Below are 17599 nucleotides of genomic sequence, written 5' to 3' on the forward strand. Positions count from 1 at the left end.
CAGCGCCTCGAGTGCCGCCGCGTCGAGATGAACGGGCCTGCGCTGGGCGTCCCGGCTCCGGGTGACCAGGCCGGCCTGCTCGAGCACCTGAATGTGCTTGGACACCGCTTGTTTCGTGATGTCGAACGGCGCAGCCAGCTCGTTGACCGTGGCGGGGCCGCGCGACAGGCGGGCCACCATGGCCCGGCGGACCGGGTCGGCCAGGGCCATGAAGGCGCGGTCAAGCCGTGCTTCCCCATCCCCATCACTCTCCATTGTCAACCTTGTGTTTGATCAACGATCTGATTGACTACAAAGGTAGGAGAGGGTGCGGCGGGTGTCAAGGGGCTATTTCGACGGCGATCCGCCTCCGAGCCCCCAAGGGCGTGGACGAGTTCTTTGAGCCTGTAGTTGTCGAGAGGTTTTTCGAGTGGAGGGCTCGGTAACTACAGGCTCACGGTGGGTGCAGTTGCCCATCCCAACCGCGAGAAACCAAGGCCCGGTACGCGCGGTCAATGATGTCTTCGTCGCGGTCCTCCTTGATCACGCGGATCACGATCCAGCCGAGTCGCTGTAGCTTTGCCAATGCCCGCATGTCCTTGACGTACGCCTTGCGGTTGGTGCGGTGTTGGTCCCCGTCGTACTCGGCGGCGACCATGAAGTCCTCCCACCCCATGTCGAGAGGGCGTACGAGCCGCCCGCGACCGTCGACCACGGGTATTTGAGTCGTCGGCCTAGGAAACCCGGCGTCGATGAACAGAAGACGTAACCGCGTCTCCTGCGGCGACCCAGCTCCGCCGTCGACGAGCGGGAGCATGGCACGTAGTCGCTTGAGTCCGCGGGCGCGGCGGTGACGCTGGGCGAGCCCCAAGATCTCATCGATCGAAAACGGCGCTGCCCGCATGAGGGCGTCGAGCCGAGCGATCGCCTCGCCGCGCGGCAAATGGCGCCCGAGGTCGTACGCCGTGCGAGCGGATGTGGTGACGGAAATACATGAGACGGTGGTGATCTCGTCACGGCCGAGACGTTCGTCGCGGGCGATGATGCCCGGCGGCGGTCGAGTGTTGTCCCAGATCAGCTCGACCGGTATGTCGTCGTCAACCCACTGGGCTCCGTGAAGAGCCGACGCAGCGACGCCGGCCACCACACCATTGCGGCCGGACCGCAACCAGGCACCGTCGATGCGGTCCAACAGCGTCGGCTCATAGCCTTTGGGCCAGTAGATGTCCCGGAACATGCGGTCATACCACCGACGCAAGTCGTGTTCAGTGACCACGCCATTCGCAAGTGCCTGGCTGCCGACGATGAGCTTCCTCATGCCGGCATGTTCACAACACACACTGACAAGTTGAGCCCTTCGGCGGCTCAGCGTTTTTTGCGGATGATGGCGCGCAGCTTGTCCAGCCGGGTGGCGATCTCACGCTCGGCGCCGTGGGTAGTGGGCCGGTAGTAGTCGACACCCACGATCTCGTCGGGCGGATACTGTTGCGGCACAACACCATCGGGGTCGTCGTGCGAATACTTGTAGCCGATCGCGTTGCCGAGGCCCGCCGCGCCGGAGTAGTGACCGTCGCGCAGATGGGCGGGCACCAGACCGGCCTTGCCTGCCTTGATGTCGCCCATCGCGGCCCCCAGTGCAGCGGTGACGGCGTTGGACTTCGGCGCCGTCGCGAGATGCACCGTGGCATGAGCGAGCGTCAGCTGAGCCTCCGGCATACCGATCAGCTGCACCGTTTGCGCGGCGGCGACAGCAGTCTGCAGCGCCGTCGGGTCGGCCATTCCGATGTCCTCGCTGGCCAGGATCATCAGGCGGCGGGCGATGAATCGCGGGTCCTCCCCCGCCACCAGCATCCGGGACAGATAGTGCAGTGCGGCGTCGACGTCGGATCCGCGCACCGACTTGATGAACGCGCTGATGACGTCGTAGTGCTGATCGCCGTCGCGGTCGTAGCGGACGGCGGCCTTGTCCAGCGACTGCTCGATGGTCTCGACGGTGACGTGCTCGGTCGCCTCGGCCGCCACTTCGAGCGCGGTCAACGCCCGCCTGGCGTCGCCTGCCGACAGCTGCACCAACAGGTCGACGGCTTCGTCTGTGACCGTTACCTTTCCGCCGAGTCCGCGAGGGTCGTCGATGGCGCGACGGACGACGGTGCGGATGGCGTCAGCGGTCAGTGGCTGCAGTTGCAGGATCAGCGACCGCGACAACAACGGTGCGACCACGGAGAACGACGGGTTTTCGGTGGTGGCCGCGACGAGCAGCACTATCCGGTTCTCGACGGCGGACAGCAGCGCATCCTGTTGGGTCTTGGAGAACCGGTGCACCTCGTCGATGAACAACACGGTCTGCTCACCGTGCACGGCGGCGCGGCGCGCGACGTCGATGACCGCGCGCACCTCCTTGACCCCGGCCGACAGCGCCGATAGCGCCTCGAACCGTCGCCCGGTGGCGCCCGAGATCAGCGCCGCCAGCGTGGTCTTACCTGTGCCGGGAGGCCCGTAGAGGATGAGCGATGCCGCACCTGAGCCCTCGGCGAGCCGGCGCAGCGGCGAGCCGGGTTGCAGCAGGTGATCCTGCCCGACCACCTCGTCGAGCGTCGCCGGGCGCATGCGGACAGCCAACGGCGCCGACGCGCCAACGGGACCGCCCGCGGTCGATCTCGGCTCGCCGGGGACGTCGAACAGACCGTCGGACACGCCTTCTGCTTACCACGCCGCTACGACGGCGGTTGGGTCACGAAGTCGATGAGTTCCTCGACACGGCCGATCAGCGCCGGTTCGAGGTCATTCCAATCGCGCACCCGGCCCCTGATCCGCTGCCACGCCCTCGCCGTGTCGGCCTGTTCGGTGTGAGGCCAGCCCAGCGCCCGGCATACGCCCTTTTTCCAGTCGGTGCCCCGCGGCACAGTGGGCCACGTCGAGATACCCAACCGGGCCGGCTTGATGGCCTGCCAGATGTCGATGAAGGGATGTCCGACGACGAGCGTGTTGACGCCGCCGGGTCCGCGCCGGACCGCTTCGGCGATGCGCGCTTCCTTCGAACCGGCGACGAGATGGTCGACGAGCACGCCGAGCCGGCGTCCTGGACCCGGCTGGAAGTCGTTGACGATGGCCACCAGGTCATCGACGCCGCCCAGGTGCTCGACCACGACGCCCTCGACCCGCAGATCGGCGCCCCACACCTGTTCGACCAGTTCGGCGTCATGTCGTCCCTCGACGTAAATGCGGCTGGCCAGTGCCACTTTCGCACGCGACTGCGGTACGGCGACGGACCCCGATGCGGTGCGCGCGGGGCTCGCTGGCGCCGTACGACGCGGCGCGGTGAGGATCACCGGCCGGCCGTCGATGAGGTATCCGGGACCGATCGGGAACGGCTTCCTGCGGCCGCGCCGGTCCTCGAGTTCCATCCGGCCGTATTCGACACGGACCACCGCGCCGACATATCCCGTCTGGGCGTCTTCGACGACCATGCCGATTTCCACCGGCTGTTCGGTCGAGCGATTCTTCTTAGAGCCGTGCGGGTTTCGGGCCAGCACGTCACGGCCGTAGCGATCATCCACGCGACGGATCCTATGATCACAACCGTGCTGTTGAACCGCGCCACGGCGGAGGGAATCGCAAACGGCACCATCACGCTCGTGTTGAGGCGCTGGGACGCGCCGCGCGCGAAGCCCGGCGGCACGCAACGCACGGTCGCAGGCACCATCCGCGTCGACGACGTCACCGAGTATCCGGGCCGCTACCGCGTCACCGCCGCGCAGGCTCGTGCCGCCGGCTATCCGGACGCGAAAACCGCACAGAAGGACCTGGACCGCAGGCCCGCACAGCACACGTACGTCATTGCGGTCTCCTACCTGGCGCCAGACGAGCGGCCCGAGCTCGCCTCCGATGACCGACTGTCGGAGGCCGACGTCGCCGCGATCACCGCACGGCTGAACCGCTGGGACACCGCCGGCTCACCGTGGACGAGACAGTACCTCGAGATGATCGGCGCCAACGAGGCGGTCCGCGCACCGGATCTTGCGGACCGCGTCGGCCTCGACGTGCCGCGATTCAAGCGCCGCGTGCGTCAGCTCAAGGGACTGGGCCTGACCATCAGCCTCGACGTCGGATATCGGTTGTCACCACGCGGCCGCGCGTATCTGCGGCTCACCAGTTAGCGCCACCCACCAACTTCAGACATGCCAGGCGGACGTCCGCGACGGCTTGGTCGGGATCGAGTTCGCCGCCGACCGTCCACGTCAGGACACCGAAGGTCACCTGCTCGACAAGGCGCGCAATCCGGATCTGCTCGGCGCTGGGGTGCTCGAACCCGGCGACCCGCAGGATCAGATCGCGCATGGTGTGATAGCCGGTGGGCCCGGACTGTGCCCGCACAGCCTGAGTCGACGTGATCATCGCGTGCGCAAGATGCTTGTGCCTCAACATATTCCGGCATGCGTCGGCCATGTAGTCCGCCACTGCGGTGGCTGCATCGGACGACGTGGGTGATGGCTTGAGGTTCTCGATCTGCGCGGTGAGCACCGCGGCGAACACGTGGTACTTCGACGGGTAATAGCGGTACAGCGTGCGCAGCGCGACGCCGGCTTCGGCCGCGACCTCCTGCGCCGTAATCCGGTCGAGTTCCCTGGCCCTGCCCAACCGAGCGGCCGCACGCAGAATCGCCGCCCGCCGAGCGTGTTGGTCATCGGTTGCGGGCAGCGCGGGTGGTCGTCGTTCGCCGATTCGCGGCATGGGGTCAGTATCGGCGCTTCCATCGCTGCCGCCATGCATGTACCGATGAGCGGGACGGGCCACCCGGATGGGTCGCGGCACGGTGAGTATCGACGAGTGACGGATCTAGCCAAGTACGGCCCCTGGGCGGTGATTGCGGGCGGTTCGGAAGGAGTGGGCGCCGAGTTCGCCCGATTGCTCGCTGACGCAGGATTGAATCTGGTCCTGATCGCACGCAAGTCGGCGCCACTCGAGGAAACAGCCGATCTGTGCCGTGGCCGCGGTGTCGAAGTGCGAACGCTGGCAGTCGATTTGGTCGAGCCAGCGGCCGTGGGCAGCATTGTCGATGCCACCGCCGACGTGGAGGTCGGCCTGCTGATCTACAACGCCGGGGCCAACACGTGTAGCGAACACTTTCTCGACGGTGCGCTGGCGGACTTCCAGCGTGTGATCGACCTGAATATCGGCACCATGATGGCTTTGGTGCAGCACTTCGGCAGGTCAATGCGCGAGCGCCGTCGAGGCGGCATCGTGATGGTCGGTTCGATGGCGGGCTATCTGGGTTCGATGCGGCACACCGTCTACGGCGGGGTCAAGGCGTTCGGACGCATCTTCTCCGAAAGTCTGTGGCTTGAATTGCGCGAGTTCGACGTTGACGTGCTGGAGCTGGTGCTTGGCGTCACCCGTACACCGGCGATGGAGAGGGTTGGGCTGAATTTCGACGTGCCGGGGCTGCGGGTCGGCGAGCCGGCCGACGTCGCCCGTGAGGGTCTCGAGCAGCTGCCCAACGGGCCCGTCTTCGTGGCCGGCGGCAACGGCGAGGACGTCGCGCGTCGCAATCATCCGGACCGCGCCAAGGTGGTCCTTGGCACGCACCGGGTGATGCAGAAGCTGTTAGGTGAGCACTAGCGGAGTCTCGAAACTGCACTCAGGGCTGTGATTCGGCGCGAATAACGACCCTGAGTGCAATATTTCACGCTCGAAGCTCTTCGCGGATTCGCGTAGCCGCGGCGATCAGCAATGGCTGGTATCGCTCCGGGGAAACCTTGTCGGGCAGCACAATTCCCAGAGCGGCACGCGCATCGATGGTCGCGGCCACCGATATCAGTCCGCGGCCGTAATCGCCGCGACGGCACACCACTCCTGTGCGGCGGATGTGGTGCAGCTCCGAGCTCAACGCCGGATCGGTGTCTTCAGGCGGTTGCACGGCGACCACCGCCAGCCCAAGCGCGAGTTCTGTTGCCCGAGAACGTGTTCCGACACGAGTGGGCACGTGCCCCTCGGGCCCGCCGCCCAGCCTGTCGATGTGGACGATGTCCTCGCCCCTGAGCACGCCAAGATGAATCACCGCACCGGTAGTGGCCTGCAGATGCTGCAGCACGGGTGCTGCCGCCTCGCGTAGCCGCAGGTCCGCGGCATCCCCTGCGCCCCACGACATCGCCCGGGCGCCAAGCCCGTATCCGCGCTCCGAATGCGCCAGCCAGTTCAGACGCACCAGATGATCCAGGATGCGGTGCGTGGTCGACCGCGGTAGCGCTGCGCGCGCCGCCACCTGATCCAGGCTCAAACCGACGGTGGCGTCGTCGAACGCGTCGATGATCGACGTAAACCTGTCCACCATCGTCACTGCGCACCCCAATCGACAAACGAGAATTCGTTCTACCGACGCTATGGTCCCGATGATCGGGACGCAAGCACCGTCGACGGGCGGATCGGGCTACAACACATTCGTGCGGATCGGACTGTCTACGCCGGTAGTGATTCAGATGCCCGGGGTGGCTTCTCCGTGGGAGCGCGACGCCGGCATCGACGACATCGCCCGCATCGCCGAGGCCGCCGACAACCTCGGCTTCGATTACCTGACGTGCTCGGAGCACGTCGCCAGCCCCGCCGGCGACGCGCAGGGCCGGGGGTCGACGTACTGGGATCCGCTAGCCACGTTGGCGTTCCTCGCCGCGCGCACATCACGCATCCGGCTGGCCACCTCGGTCGTCGTGCTGGGCTATCACCATCCGCTCGCGATTGCCAAGCGCTACGGCACGCTCGACCGGATCAGCGGCGGGCGCCTGGTGCTCGGCGTCGGCGTCGGCTCTCTGGCCGGGGAATTCGAGCTGCTTGGCGCGCATTGGGCCGACCGGGGTTCCCGCGCCGACGACGCGATGCGCGCGCTGCGGGCGTCGCTGTCGTCAAACCGCCCGGCATACAACGGCGAGTACTTCCGCTTCGACTCCGTCATCGTGGATCCCTGTGCCCTCCAGCCACGCGTCCCCATCTGGGTGGGCGGGCGCACTCGGCGGTCGTTGCGCCGGGCCGTCGAGCTCGGCGACGGGTGGATGCCGTTCGGGCTGCGCGCCGCTGACATCACGAGCTTCCTTGCGAGCGTTGATCTTCCGCCGAACTTCGATGTCGTTCTCGCGACTCCTCGGCTCGATCCCCTTGACAACGCTGTCGAAACCAGGCGGCAGCTGGACACGCTGCGGGAGTTGGGTGCGACGGCCATCACGTGCTCGGTAACCGCGACGTCCGCCGCCCACTTCTGCGACCAGTTGGCCGCCCTGAGCGACATCGGGAAGGAAACGCCGTGAGCGACGAGCGACTCGCCGAGTTGGAGAAGCGGATGCAACGCGTCGAGGATGAGCGCGCGATCGAGCGGCTGATCGCGTCGTACGGTCCGCTGGTCGACGCCGGCGAAGCCGAATTGGCGGCGCAGCTGTGGGCGGTCGACGGCGGCTATGACGTCGAAGGCTGGCCAATGCGCAGCCGTGACGATGTCGCGGCCATGGTGCGGTCGGATGCCCATCAGGGCTTGATCGGCCGCGGCTGCTGTCATTTCCTCGGCCCTGCCGTCGTCACCATCACCGGCGACGACGACGCGGTTGCCGTCTGCGAATCGATTCTGGTCGTCCATCGCGTCGAGGGGTTCACCGTGTGGCGTGCGGGCGCCAACCACTTCCGGCTCGAGCGCATCGACGCGCGCTGGCAAATCGTCGCCCGCACGACGCGGTCCCTCGACGGCAAGCCCGAGGCCCGCGAATTGTTGGCGGCCGGAGTCGCGGGCCGGTGAGCGCGGCACTGGAGGGCAAGGTCGCCCTTGTGACCGGGGCGGGAGCGGGCATCGGCGAGGGCATCGCTCGCCGCTTCGCCGACGAGGGAGCGCGGGTCGTTGTCGCCGAGATCGACGACGCCGCAGGCCAAACCGTGGCGTCAGCAATCGGCGGCGTGTTCGTCCACACCGATGTGTCCGATCGCTTGCAGGTCGAAAATGCCGTGCAGACAGCGCTTTCCGCATGCGGCGCGATCGACATCGTGGTGAACAACGCGTGGGGCGGCGGCTCGATCGGCCGGGTGGAGAACAAGACCGACGAGCAACTGGCAAAGGGCTTTGCGATCGGCTACTACGGCCCCTACTGGGCGATGCGCGCCGCTTTCCCGCACATGAAGGCGCGCGGGCAGGGCCGGATTGTCAACCTGTGCAGCCTCAATGGCGTCAACGCCCACATGGGTTCACTAGAGTACAACGCCGCCAAGGAAGCGTTGCGGACGCTCACCCGTACGGCTGCTCGCGAGTGGGCACCGACCGGAGTCACCGTCAACGCGCTGTGCCCGGCGGCCAAGAGCCAGGCGTTCTTTCGAGCTATCGGCGAGTATCCGGAGTTGGAGGCGATGGCCGACGCGGCCAACCCGATGGGCCGGATGGGCGATCCGTATGACGACATCGCCCCGGTGGCGGTGTTCCTCGCCAGCGACGGCTCGCGATATCTGACCGGCAACACGTTGTTCGTCGACGGTGGCAGCCACATCAACGGTGTTGCCTGGGCACCCGACCTCGACGCGTGAGTTTCTCGCGCGAGCGACCGCGTTTGTACGCTAATTATCGGCGTGTCGGCGTACAGACACGGTCGCTCGCGATGACTAGGTCGGGCCGCTGACTTCGGCGAGTTTGGCTGGGTCCGAGGTGATCTCGTCGATGATGGTGTGGATGAACCGCATCTTTTCCAGCACCGCGGGCGGCAGCACGAAGGGGTAGAGATCGGCCTTACCCATCGATCGATTCACCATGTTCAGCGCCCACGCCAGAGGCAGCCACATCTCGATCATCGTGTCAAATCCGCTGGGCCCCAACACTCGTCGCTCGATGGTGGCGCCGGCAGGTGTGAAGCCGAACGCGGCCGCGGTGTCAAGGGTGTCGCGGATGTGCAGGTAGTGGGCGAACGTTTCGGCCCAGTCCTCCGCGGGATGCATGGTCGCATAGGAGGAGACGTAATTCTCCTTCCAGTCGGGCGGCGGGCCTTCGTTGTAATGGCGATCCAGCGCGGCCTGGTAGTCGGCGTTCGGATCGCCGAACAACTCGCGGAACCGCTGCGAATAGGCCTGCGACGTGCCGACCAGCCGATAGAAGTAGTAGTGGCCGATCTCGTGCCGGAAGTGGCCGAGCAGCGTGCGATACGGCTCCTCCATCTCCACCCGCAGCTGCTCGCGGTGCACGTCGTCGCCCTCGGCGAGGTCGAGCGTGATCACGCCGTTGTGGTGGCCGGTGAACACCTTCTCGAACTCGCTGGACAGCAAGTCGAACGCCAAACCGAACTCGGGGTCCTCGTCGCGACCGACGATCGGCAGCTTCAGCTCATGCAGCTCGACGACGAGTCTGCGCTTGGCCTTCTCCGCCGCGGCGAATGCGGCAAGCGCCTTGGTGTCGGAGTCGTTGGGCCGTGTACGGGTCAGCGCGCACGCTCTGCACAGCTTCCTGATCGGCCCCTTCTCGACCAGCCAATTGCATTTGGCCAGATGCAGATTCGCGCACAACCGATACTCACTGGAGTCGACAGCACCGCCATGCTCACTGTCAGCGCCCGATGCGATGACCAGCAGAGCCATGTCGTCGAGAGAGAATCCCAGCCGGCTCCCGCATGACAGGCACAGCGAGTTCTCGAACGCCAGTCGCTGACCGCAGTTGGGGCAGTTGAAGTCACGCACGCAACATCTCACCTTCGCACGGCGCCACGTCGACAGCGACGTCGATCACGCTGCGGTCCGAGTCGGTGTAGATGATGCCGCGCAGCGGCGGGACGTCGGCGTAGTCACGGCCGAAACCGACGATGATGTAACGCTCGTCGACCATCTGGTCGTTTGTGGGATCCAAACCGAGCCACTGGTTTTGCGGCGTCCACACCGACGCCCATGCGTGCGTGGCGTCGATGCCGATCATGCGCTTCTTCCCAGGCGGCGGGTCGGTCGCCAGGTATCCCGACACGTAACTGGCCGCCAACCCGTTGGCACGCAGGCAGGCGATGGCCAGCCGCGCGAAGTCCTGACATACCCCTTCCCTGGCCGCCAAAACCTCGTTGACCCCGGTAGAAACCGTTGTCGAACCCGACCGGTAGGTGAAGTCGGAGTAGATCCGCGACGTCAGGTCGCGAAGCACCTCGATCAGCGGTCGTTCGGGCTCGAAACTCGGTGCGGCATAAGCGCGTAGCTCGTCGGTGATCTCCGGCGGCCTCAGGTCCAGGGTGAATTCGGTGGCCAGTGCACCGTCGAGGCCAACCGGCCGAGCGATCTCCCACGGCGCCCGTGCCGAACCCCCGCCGTAGAGATCGGGCGGCGGTGGATCCACTTCGACGACGGAGTTGCTCGTGATACTCAGCCTGTCGTGACGCTCGGTGACATGGAAATACGAGCTGATGTTGCCGTACACGTCGCGGCTGGTGGAGCTGTCAGCCGCCTCCGGGTCGATTACCAGTTCATGCGACAGGCAGCGCTGCCGCGCGGAGTCGCGCGGTGTGAGGAATCCACGGCCGTAGGAGCTGGTCACGACGTCGGAGTAGCGGTAGACCGTGCGATGCGTGACTTTGTAGCACCGGCTGGATCTCGAGGCGATAGGCCCGTCGGTCACGGCACCATCCGGCGCTCGGCCGGCCCCCACAACGGCTGCATGCCGCCGGGCAGCGACAGATGGGTCGCGGTGATGACGCGGGACAGCTCGCGAAGGTCGCGGTGCATCGAGTCGAGCAGGTCGGCGAGTTCAGCGCGCGTGCCGTCGGCGCTGACCTCTTCGAGGTCGGCGGGGTCAAGCCGACGCAGCCGGATGCCGATGTCGTCGACCAGGCGCTCCGGGCGTGACGATCCCGACGATCCGGGAAGCGCCTTGAGACCCGTTCGCAGCCGTTCGAGCTGGTAGACCAGCGACCGCGGATTCTCGGCGTCGAACAACACCAGGTCGGCCACAGCAGCCACACTAACCTTGCCCAAAGTGCGCCGCCGGTAGATGACCGCCGATTCGCATGCCACCAGCGTGGACTCGGTGATCGTTTGCTCCGCACCGGGAGCGCGCACCGTCGTCAGCGTCGCACGCAGCAGCGCCGTCAGCGTCAACCCACGCTCGATGCGTTTGCCGATGTCCATCATGGTCCAGCCGACGTCCTGGACCATCGACTCGGCAGCCACCCCGGACAGCGCCAGCATGCCGGCCAGCGTCAGGTTGTTCGTCGAAGACAGGAAGGCGTCGCCTTCGGTCTGCGACTCAGGCGGCGAACCGTGCGCGTGAAGAAGCGCGCGTTCGACCGCCGCGAGCACCATCCACGTGTCGTTGGACATCTGATCGCGCACTGCGCGGGCGGAGGACCCGAGCCGCTCGACCGACTGCGCCAGCGAGCCCGCGCGGTGCCGATCGGCCGTCAACGACCACAGCGTGCTCTGCGCCGTCGCGACCATCTCGGCGTAATCGGCGCCGGAACCCGTGTCGGTGCCGGTGATGTGGCCGAGCGCCGCGAGCAGGACGGGCACACACTCGCTGCCCTCCAGCTCACGGCGATAGCGGAATTCGTGATAGCGCTCCCTGGTGACGGTAAGTAGCCGGGCCATGTTCTCGGCGCGCTCCGCGTAGCGGCCCATCCAGAACAGGTCGGACAGCACGCGCGGCGAGCTGATTCCCCGCGTCGGGCTCGGCGTGATCGCGGGCAATTCGACCATAGGGGCAGTCGGCACCCGCTCGGCCGTCACGCGGGTCGGTGTGCACACCCAGATGTCTTTGGCGGCAATGTTGTTCAACTTGAATGCGGCGTTGCCCGGGGCAAGCAGATAACCCAGCCCGCCAATCATCGGTGCGTATCCGCCGCGCTGGGAGACGGTGAACAGCCGCATTCCGACGCTGGCCGACGACAGTCCGCCCGCGTAGTAATCGGTTGGGGCCGAGGAGAACTGCGGCAACTCCTGACCGACCCACTGCCAGGGGGCGGCCTCGATGCGCGCGGTCAGGGTCTCGATCTGTGCGGACGACAGCCCGGGACCGACGATTGCCTCTGCACCGGTGACCGACTTGATCAGCAGTGACGACAGGTTTGTCAGGAGATGCGAGCGTTCGGTGCTGTCGCCGCCCCAATACATCGGAGCAGTCTGAAGCAACGGCGTCTCGCCAAGCAGCCGCTCGGCCAGCTCGGGCAGAAAGCGAAGCAGCCCAGGGCTTTCCAATATGCCGCTACCCAACGTGTTGACCACCGTCACCGCGCCGCGCCGGAGCACCTCGACGAGTCCGACCACACCGAGGCGAGAGTCGGCGCGCAGGTCCAACGGATCCGCATACTCGGCGTCCACGCGGCGCAGCACCACATCGACTCGTTTCAGGGTGCCCATCGACCGCATCCACAGCTTGCCGTCGCGCACCACCAGGTCGGCGCTTTCCACCAGAGGGAAGCCCAGCACGCTGGCCAGGTACGCCTGGTCGAATGCGGTTTCGGAGTGGATGCCGGGACTGAGCACCACCACCACGGGCTCTTCCGCCGACTCCGGCGCGGCGTCGATCAACGCCAGCCGCAGCGCCTGGGCCCACGGCGAGGCCGGCCGGGGCCCGATCCGCTCGTAGAGGTCGGGGATGGCGTGTGCCACCACGCGGCGGTCGGCGAGGGCGTAACCCGCGCCCGACGGTGCCTGTGTCCAGTCGGCGTTCACCCGAAAATCGCCATCTGCGGTGCGGCTGATGTCGCAGCCGTGCAGGAACAGCTGGTGGCGCCCGGGCACCTCGATGCCCCTGGCCGCCCTGACATAGCCGGGATGGGCGAACAGCAACTGCGCGGGCAGCACCCCGCTGGTCAGCGAATGACGCGGCCCGTACAAGTCGGCGAGCACCGCGTCGAGCAGCCGGGAGCGCTGCACCAGACCGGATTCCAGCGTGTCCCAATCCGCCGCGGAAATGACGAGCGGCAGCGCATCGAGGTGCCACGGCCCTGGCTCCGCGGTGCCGTCCCCGTTGGTGACGGCGTCGCCGTGCCGGTCGACCTGGATATAGGTGATGCCATCGTTGTCGACCAGACTGCGCACCACCGCCCGCAGCTGGTTCAGGCCGCCACGACCGCGTTCACCGATGCATTCGGCCAGCTCCCGCCAGGCGGGCCGGACATTGCCTGCCGCGTCGACGAATTCGTCGTAGCCGGCGGCCGCCCTGTCGCCGCGCACGTCGAACAACGCCTGCTGGGCCCGGGTCGTGCGGTAACGCGCCAGAAGGTTGTCGATGTCGTGCGGACTCGCGTCGGGAAATGAAGGTGACGGGCCGCTTGCGGGTAGTGCCATTACTGGAGAACGGTACGCACCCGGCGCAGATCCAAGATGCCGGGCGCGCCCATGTCGGTGGATTGCCGCGCCTGCTTCTCGCGGAGGTCCGACATGTCGAGGCTGCCCGGTGTGAAACCTGTCGCCTCGAAGCGCCTGCCGCGCCGCGATTCGGCCTCCACGGCGTTGACGGGCGGGTTGTCGTACGAGCGGCCACCCGGATGGGAGACGTGATAGGTACAGCCGCCGCGGGACATGCCCGTGACCGTGTCGACGAGTTCGAAACGCAGCGGACCGTCGACGGTGATGGTCGGGTGCAGCGCGCTTGGCGGCTGCCACGCCCGGAACCGCAACCCGCCGACCTGGATGTCGGGTTTCTCGGTGGCCAGCATCGGGATCGGGTAGCCGTTGGCGGTGACGATGTAGCGGTGCCGGTCCGCGCCGACCAGCCGGACCTGGATGCGCTCCACCGACGAGTCGACGTAGCGCGCGGTGCCGCCGGCAGTGGACTCCTCGCCGAGGACGTTCCACGGTTCGATCGCGCCGCGCAGTTCGATCTCCACACCGTCGAAGACCGCGGTGCCGATGCGTGGGAAGCGGAACTCGGTGAACGGGTCAAGCCAGCTGGTGTCAAAGTTGATGCCGTGTGCGCGCAGATCCGCCGCGACGTCGGCGATGTCATGAATCAGGAAGTGCGGCAACAGGTATCGGCCGTGCAGGTTTGCGCCATGGCGGATCAGCGGCGCCCGCAGCGGCTTGTCCCAGAACCAGGCGACCAGCGAGCGCACCAGAAGCGACTGAACCATCGCCATCTGGAAATGCGGCGGCATCTCGAAACCGCGCAGCTCCAGCAGGCCCAGCCGACCACGCGCACTGTCGGGACTGTAGAGCTTGTCGATGCAGAACTCGGCGCGGTGGGTGTTGCCGGTGATGTCGGTGAGCAGGTGCCGCAGCGCCCGGTCGGTGATCCACGGCTTGGAGGCGCCGGCTCCGTTGGTCAACCGGTCGATCTCGGCGAACGCGATCTCCAGCTCGTAGAGCGCCTCGGCGCGGCCCTCATCGACGCGCGGCGCCTGCGAGGTGGTGCCGATGAAGCGCCCGGCGAACAGATAGGACAGCGACGGGTGACGCTGCCAGTAGGTCAGCAACGACACCAATAGGTCAGGGCGGCGCAGCAGCGGCGAGTCGGCCGGGGTGATGCCGCCGAGGGTGATGTGGTTGCCGCCGCCGGTGCCGCCATGAGTGCCGTCGACGTCGAACGATTCGGTGGACAACCGCGCCAGCCGGGCCTGCTCGTAGAGGGTTTGCAGCTGCTGCTTCTGCTCGGCGAAGCTGGCCGTCGGCGCCACGTTGACCTCGATGACCCCGGGGTCGGGGGTGACCGTCATCGAGGTGATCCGCGCGTCCGGCGGCGGACCGTAGCCCTCGATGACGACGGGGCAGTCGGCCTTGGCAGCGGCGGTCTCGACCCGCCGGATCAGGTCGACGAAGTGCTCCAGTTCTTCTGTCGGCGGCAAGTACACGTAGAGGAACTCGGCCCCGCCTTCTTCGCGCCTGATCTCGGCGACCATCGCCGTCGTCGGCGCGGACTCGGCATCCTCGACGACCGCGTCGCCGGGTTCTGGGTCGGCGGCCAGGCTGCCGCGGCGGCTCAGCGGATCGGCCTCATACGACGGCCGCGGCGCATCCCAGCTGATCGAGTCGAGCGGTAGCCGCAGACCCGCCGGCGAGTCACCTTCGAGCAGCACGATGCGGCCGCGGCGCAACTGCCAGTCGGCGCTGGCCCAGCCGGAGTCGTCGTCGCGGCGATGCAACGGCAGCACGTGGGCGGTGGGTTCGCTGACGGGCGCCTCGAGCCGGGCCAGAAGCGCGGAACGGGCGTCGGCGGCGTCGGCCTCCAGATCCTCGGAGGCCGCGACGGGTTCGCCTTCGGGTTGGCGCACCGCGTTGGCGAGCCGGCTCAGCGGGTCCTCGAAAGCCGGCCGCACCGCCGACGCAGGGAGCCCGAGCCCGTCGGCGATGGCGCCAAGCACCTGCTGGCCCGCATCGGGGGCGATCGCCGCTGGCACGGCGTCGGCGGCCCACGGATCAGCCAGAAGCGCCTCGTTCGTCCACAGCGGCTCGCCGTCCGTACGCCAATGCAGTCCAATCTGCCAGCGCGGCAACGGTTCTCCGGGATACCACTTGCCCTGGCCGCGCTGGACCAGACCCTGCGGCGCCCACACCTTCTTCAGCCGCGCGGCAAGGTCGGATGCGCGCTGGCGCTTGTGCGGCCCGTCGGCGTCGGTGGTCCACTCCGGGTCTACCTGGTTGTCGATCGAGACGAACGTCGGCTCGCCCCCTACGGTGAGGCGGACGTCACCGGCGGTCAGGCGCTCGTCGACGCGGGCGCCGAGCGCGTTGATCGCGGCCCACGCCGTCTCGGTGTAGGGCAGGGTGACGCGCGGATCCTCGTGCACACGAGTGACGAGGTTGGTGAAGTCGAGCGTCGTCTCGCACGGTTCCGTGGCTCCGGTGATCGGCGCCGCCGATTCGGGGTGCGGCGTGGCCGACAGTGGGATGTGGCCTTCCCCGGCGAACAATCCCGACGTCGGATCCAGGCCGATCCAGCCGGCGCCGGGGATGTACACCTCGGTCCACGCGTGCAGGTCGGTGAAGTCGGCGGCAGGACCGGACGGGCCGTCGAGCGCCTCGACGTCGGAGGTCAACTGCACCAGGTAGCCGGACACGAAGCGAGCCGCGAGACCCATCTGGCGCAGGATCGAGACCAGCAACCAGGCCGAGTCGCGGCACGAGCCGATCCCGGTGCGCAGCGTGTGATCCGGGGTCTGCACGCCGGGTTCCATCCGCAGGCTGTAGCCGACGTCGGCGTTCACGGCGCGGTTCAGCGCGACCAGGAAGTCGATGGTGCGAGTGCCCCTGCCGAATCCCGGGTCGCTTCGCTCCTGCCCTCCGAACGCGACGGAGAAATTCCTCACCCACGCCTGGGTCAGGTCGCCGGGTCCCGACTCTTCGCCGTTCTCGTCGACCGGACGCAGGTAAGGCTTGAGGTCCTCGGCCAGTGCCTTCGGGTAGGTGAAGCCGACCTTTTCTGCCCAGTCCTCGATGAAGAAGTCGAACGGGTTGATCACCTTCATGTCGGCGATCAGCCCGACCGTGATGGTCAGGCTGCGGGCACGGTTCGGGAAGACCAGCCGGGCCAGGAAGTTGCCGAACGCGTCCTGTTGCCAGTTGATGAAATGATCGTCCGGCTCCACCCGCAACGAGTACGCCTCGATCGGGGTACGCGAGTGCGGCGCCGGACGCAGCCGAACGACGTGGGGATGCACCTCCACCAGCCGATCGAACGTGTAGCTGGTGCGATGCTCCAGCGCCACCTTGATACCCATCAGGCGATCCCATCACACGCTGGTTGAGCGTGCACACCGTGTCATCTGGCGCTGGACCGCTGGTAGACCCACAGCACCAGCACCGCAGCCAGCACGATGCCCACCAGGTTCACCGCGAGTTGGGCTGCCGACTGCAGGGCGATGTCCCAATCGCCGACGGTTGCGGCAACGACGGCGAAGCCGGCCGCAGGCACGGTCGTCACCGAGATGAAAACCCCAACCAGCGCAGCAGATTTCGCGGATACAAGCGAGAGCATTCCCGCCGCACCCGCCAGCATCGCGACGACCAACGAGAACGGACCGACCTGGAAGATGAAGTCCACCTCGCTGAGTTCGCTGGTGCTGTCCAGCGTCACCCAGCCGATGGCTTCGACGGCCAGCGTGAACACTGCTGTGACGGCCATCGCTGCCGGAAACCCGATCACCAACGCCAGCGCGGCGCGACGCGCCAGGTGCAACCGCCTGCGGACCAGCGCGACGGCCAGCGCGGCCAGTGGCCCGAACTCCGGGCCGACGACCATCGCGCCGACCACGGTCACCGGCGAATCGGTGACCACACCCACCGCGGCGATCATGCAGGCGATGCACAAGAACATCAGATACGTGATGGTCAGGCTGGACTCCTCGCGGGTCCGCGACACCAGCTCGTCCCAGATCACCGCGTCGGCGGGCTCACCCTCCGCCTCGTCCTCAGCGCGGTACGCCCGGGTGGACAGCACGGTGTCGACGAAGTCGAGCGTGATCGCGCCGCGCTCCTTGACGCCGAGTGCCTTGAGTTCACCGACGACGTCGTTGGCTGACTCTCTGGCGATGTCGGCGGTGATCTCGTCGCCCTGTGGCTCCAGCGCGGCGTCGCGGTGCACGACGAGATGCGCCACCCCCGGGTTGGCACGAAAGATGTCGATGACCTCATCGCGCAATTCGGTCGGTGTGATCACCCGCAAATGCAGCACGTTGGGCACAGTAGCGGCGCGCTGCGGCGT

Annotated in this window: 16 protein-coding genes; 5 read left to right on the forward strand and 11 right to left on the reverse strand. The window is 67.2% G+C overall.

The features are described 5' to 3' along the window. From VFH65_RS16890 to VFH65_RS16905, 4 genes are all read right to left on the reverse strand, one after another. The coding region (locus tag VFH65_RS16890) for an ArsR/SmtB family transcription factor (RefSeq protein ID WP_353322979.1) at nucleotides 1–255 on the reverse strand (255 nt) is incomplete at its 3' end. A gap of 178 nt (nucleotides 256–433) precedes the next feature. Next, nucleotides 434–1297 carry a hypothetical protein gene (locus VFH65_RS16895; protein WP_353322980.1) on the reverse strand — a complete coding sequence of 288 codons (864 nt, stop codon included), beginning with the start codon at nucleotides 1295–1297 and terminating at the stop codon, nucleotides 434–436. Nucleotides 1298–1344: 47 nt separating this feature from the next. Beyond that, a complete protein-coding gene (locus VFH65_RS16900; RefSeq protein ID WP_353322982.1) occupies nucleotides 1345–2673 on the reverse strand; it encodes a replication-associated recombination protein A in 1329 nt (442 codons plus the stop codon). A gap of 20 nt (nucleotides 2674–2693) precedes the next feature. After that, entirely contained in the window at nucleotides 2694–3536 is an 843-nt protein-coding gene (locus VFH65_RS16905) for a DUF3097 domain-containing protein (RefSeq protein ID WP_353322984.1), read from the reverse strand. Between the two features lie 24 nt (nucleotides 3537–3560). On the opposite strand from VFH65_RS16905, the gene VFH65_RS16910 reads away from it, so the two are divergent. Continuing rightward, nucleotides 3561–4136, forward strand: coding sequence for a hypothetical protein (locus VFH65_RS16910; RefSeq protein WP_353322986.1), 576 nt, complete (start codon nucleotides 3561–3563; stop codon nucleotides 4134–4136). Here the strand turns inward: VFH65_RS16910 and VFH65_RS16915 are convergent. After that, nucleotides 4126–4710, reverse strand: a complete 585-nt coding sequence (locus VFH65_RS16915) for a TetR family transcriptional regulator (RefSeq protein WP_353322988.1) — start codon at nucleotides 4708–4710, stop codon at nucleotides 4126–4128. The two genes, VFH65_RS16910 and VFH65_RS16915, sit on opposite strands and share 11 nt — an antisense overlap. Before the next feature lie 96 nt (nucleotides 4711–4806). On the opposite strand from VFH65_RS16915, the gene VFH65_RS16920 reads away from it, so the two are divergent. Continuing rightward, nucleotides 4807–5598 carry an SDR family NAD(P)-dependent oxidoreductase gene (locus VFH65_RS16920; protein WP_353322990.1) on the forward strand — a complete coding sequence of 264 codons (792 nt, stop codon included), beginning with the start codon at nucleotides 4807–4809 and terminating at the stop codon, nucleotides 5596–5598. Nucleotides 5599–5662: 64 nt separating this feature from the next. On the opposite strand, the gene VFH65_RS16925 is transcribed toward VFH65_RS16920, so the two are convergent. After that, a complete protein-coding gene (locus tag VFH65_RS16925; protein ID WP_353322992.1) occupies nucleotides 5663–6310 on the reverse strand; it encodes an IclR family transcriptional regulator in 648 nt (215 codons plus the stop codon). 109 nt (nucleotides 6311–6419) lie between these two features. Here VFH65_RS16925 and VFH65_RS16930 point away from each other — a divergent pair, with 109 nt between their 5' ends. Genes VFH65_RS16930 through VFH65_RS16940 form a run of 3 tightly spaced genes read left to right on the forward strand, consistent with a single transcriptional unit; the run spans nucleotide 6420 to nucleotide 8526 of the window. Continuing rightward, nucleotides 6420–7274, forward strand: coding sequence for an LLM class F420-dependent oxidoreductase (locus VFH65_RS16930; RefSeq protein WP_353323049.1), 855 nt, complete (start codon nucleotides 6420–6422; stop codon nucleotides 7272–7274). Further along, complete coding sequence (locus VFH65_RS16935; protein WP_353322994.1) at nucleotides 7271–7753, forward strand: nuclear transport factor 2 family protein; 483 nt, start codon at nucleotides 7271–7273, stop codon at nucleotides 7751–7753. Before VFH65_RS16930 ends, VFH65_RS16935 begins: the two co-directional genes overlap by 4 nt. Further along, nucleotides 7750–8526: an SDR family NAD(P)-dependent oxidoreductase gene (locus VFH65_RS16940; protein WP_353322995.1), complete on the forward strand. Its 777-nt coding sequence runs from the start codon at nucleotides 7750–7752 to the stop codon at nucleotides 8524–8526. Before VFH65_RS16935 ends, VFH65_RS16940 begins: the two co-directional genes overlap by 4 nt. A gap of 75 nt (nucleotides 8527–8601) precedes the next feature. Here the strand turns inward: VFH65_RS16940 and VFH65_RS16945 are convergent, their stop codons facing one another. From VFH65_RS16945 to VFH65_RS16965, 5 genes are read right to left on the reverse strand one after another with little or no spacing between them, the layout of a single operon-like run. Beyond that, entirely contained in the window at nucleotides 8602–9663 is a 1062-nt protein-coding gene (locus VFH65_RS16945) for a zinc-binding metallopeptidase family protein (RefSeq protein ID WP_353322997.1), read from the reverse strand. Further along, nucleotides 9656–10579, reverse strand: a complete 924-nt coding sequence (locus VFH65_RS16950; RefSeq protein WP_353322998.1) for a transglutaminase family protein — start codon at nucleotides 10577–10579, stop codon at nucleotides 9656–9658. Before VFH65_RS16950 ends, VFH65_RS16945 begins: the two co-directional genes overlap by 8 nt. Then, nucleotides 10576–13248 (reverse strand): circularly permuted type 2 ATP-grasp protein, encoded by a 2673-nt coding sequence (locus tag VFH65_RS16955; RefSeq protein ID WP_353323000.1) that lies wholly within the window; start codon nucleotides 13246–13248, stop codon nucleotides 10576–10578. The genes VFH65_RS16950 and VFH65_RS16955 overlap by 4 nt, the downstream gene beginning before the upstream one ends. Further along, nucleotides 13248–16616, reverse strand: coding sequence for a DUF2126 domain-containing protein (locus tag VFH65_RS16960; protein WP_353323002.1), 3369 nt, complete (start codon nucleotides 16614–16616; stop codon nucleotides 13248–13250). The genes VFH65_RS16955 and VFH65_RS16960 overlap by 1 nt, the downstream gene beginning before the upstream one ends. A gap of 41 nt (nucleotides 16617–16657) precedes the next feature. Then, the gene (locus tag VFH65_RS16965; protein WP_353323004.1) at nucleotides 16658–17569 is read right to left on the reverse strand and encodes a DUF389 domain-containing protein; all 912 of its coding nucleotides are present in this window, start codon (nucleotides 17567–17569) and stop codon (nucleotides 16658–16660) included. Nucleotides 17570–17599: the final 30 nt, after the last annotated feature.

The organism is Mycobacterium sp. (assembly GCF_035697385.1).
In the GTDB taxonomy this organism is placed as follows: domain Bacteria; phylum Actinomycetota; class Actinomycetes; order Mycobacteriales; family Mycobacteriaceae; genus Mycobacterium.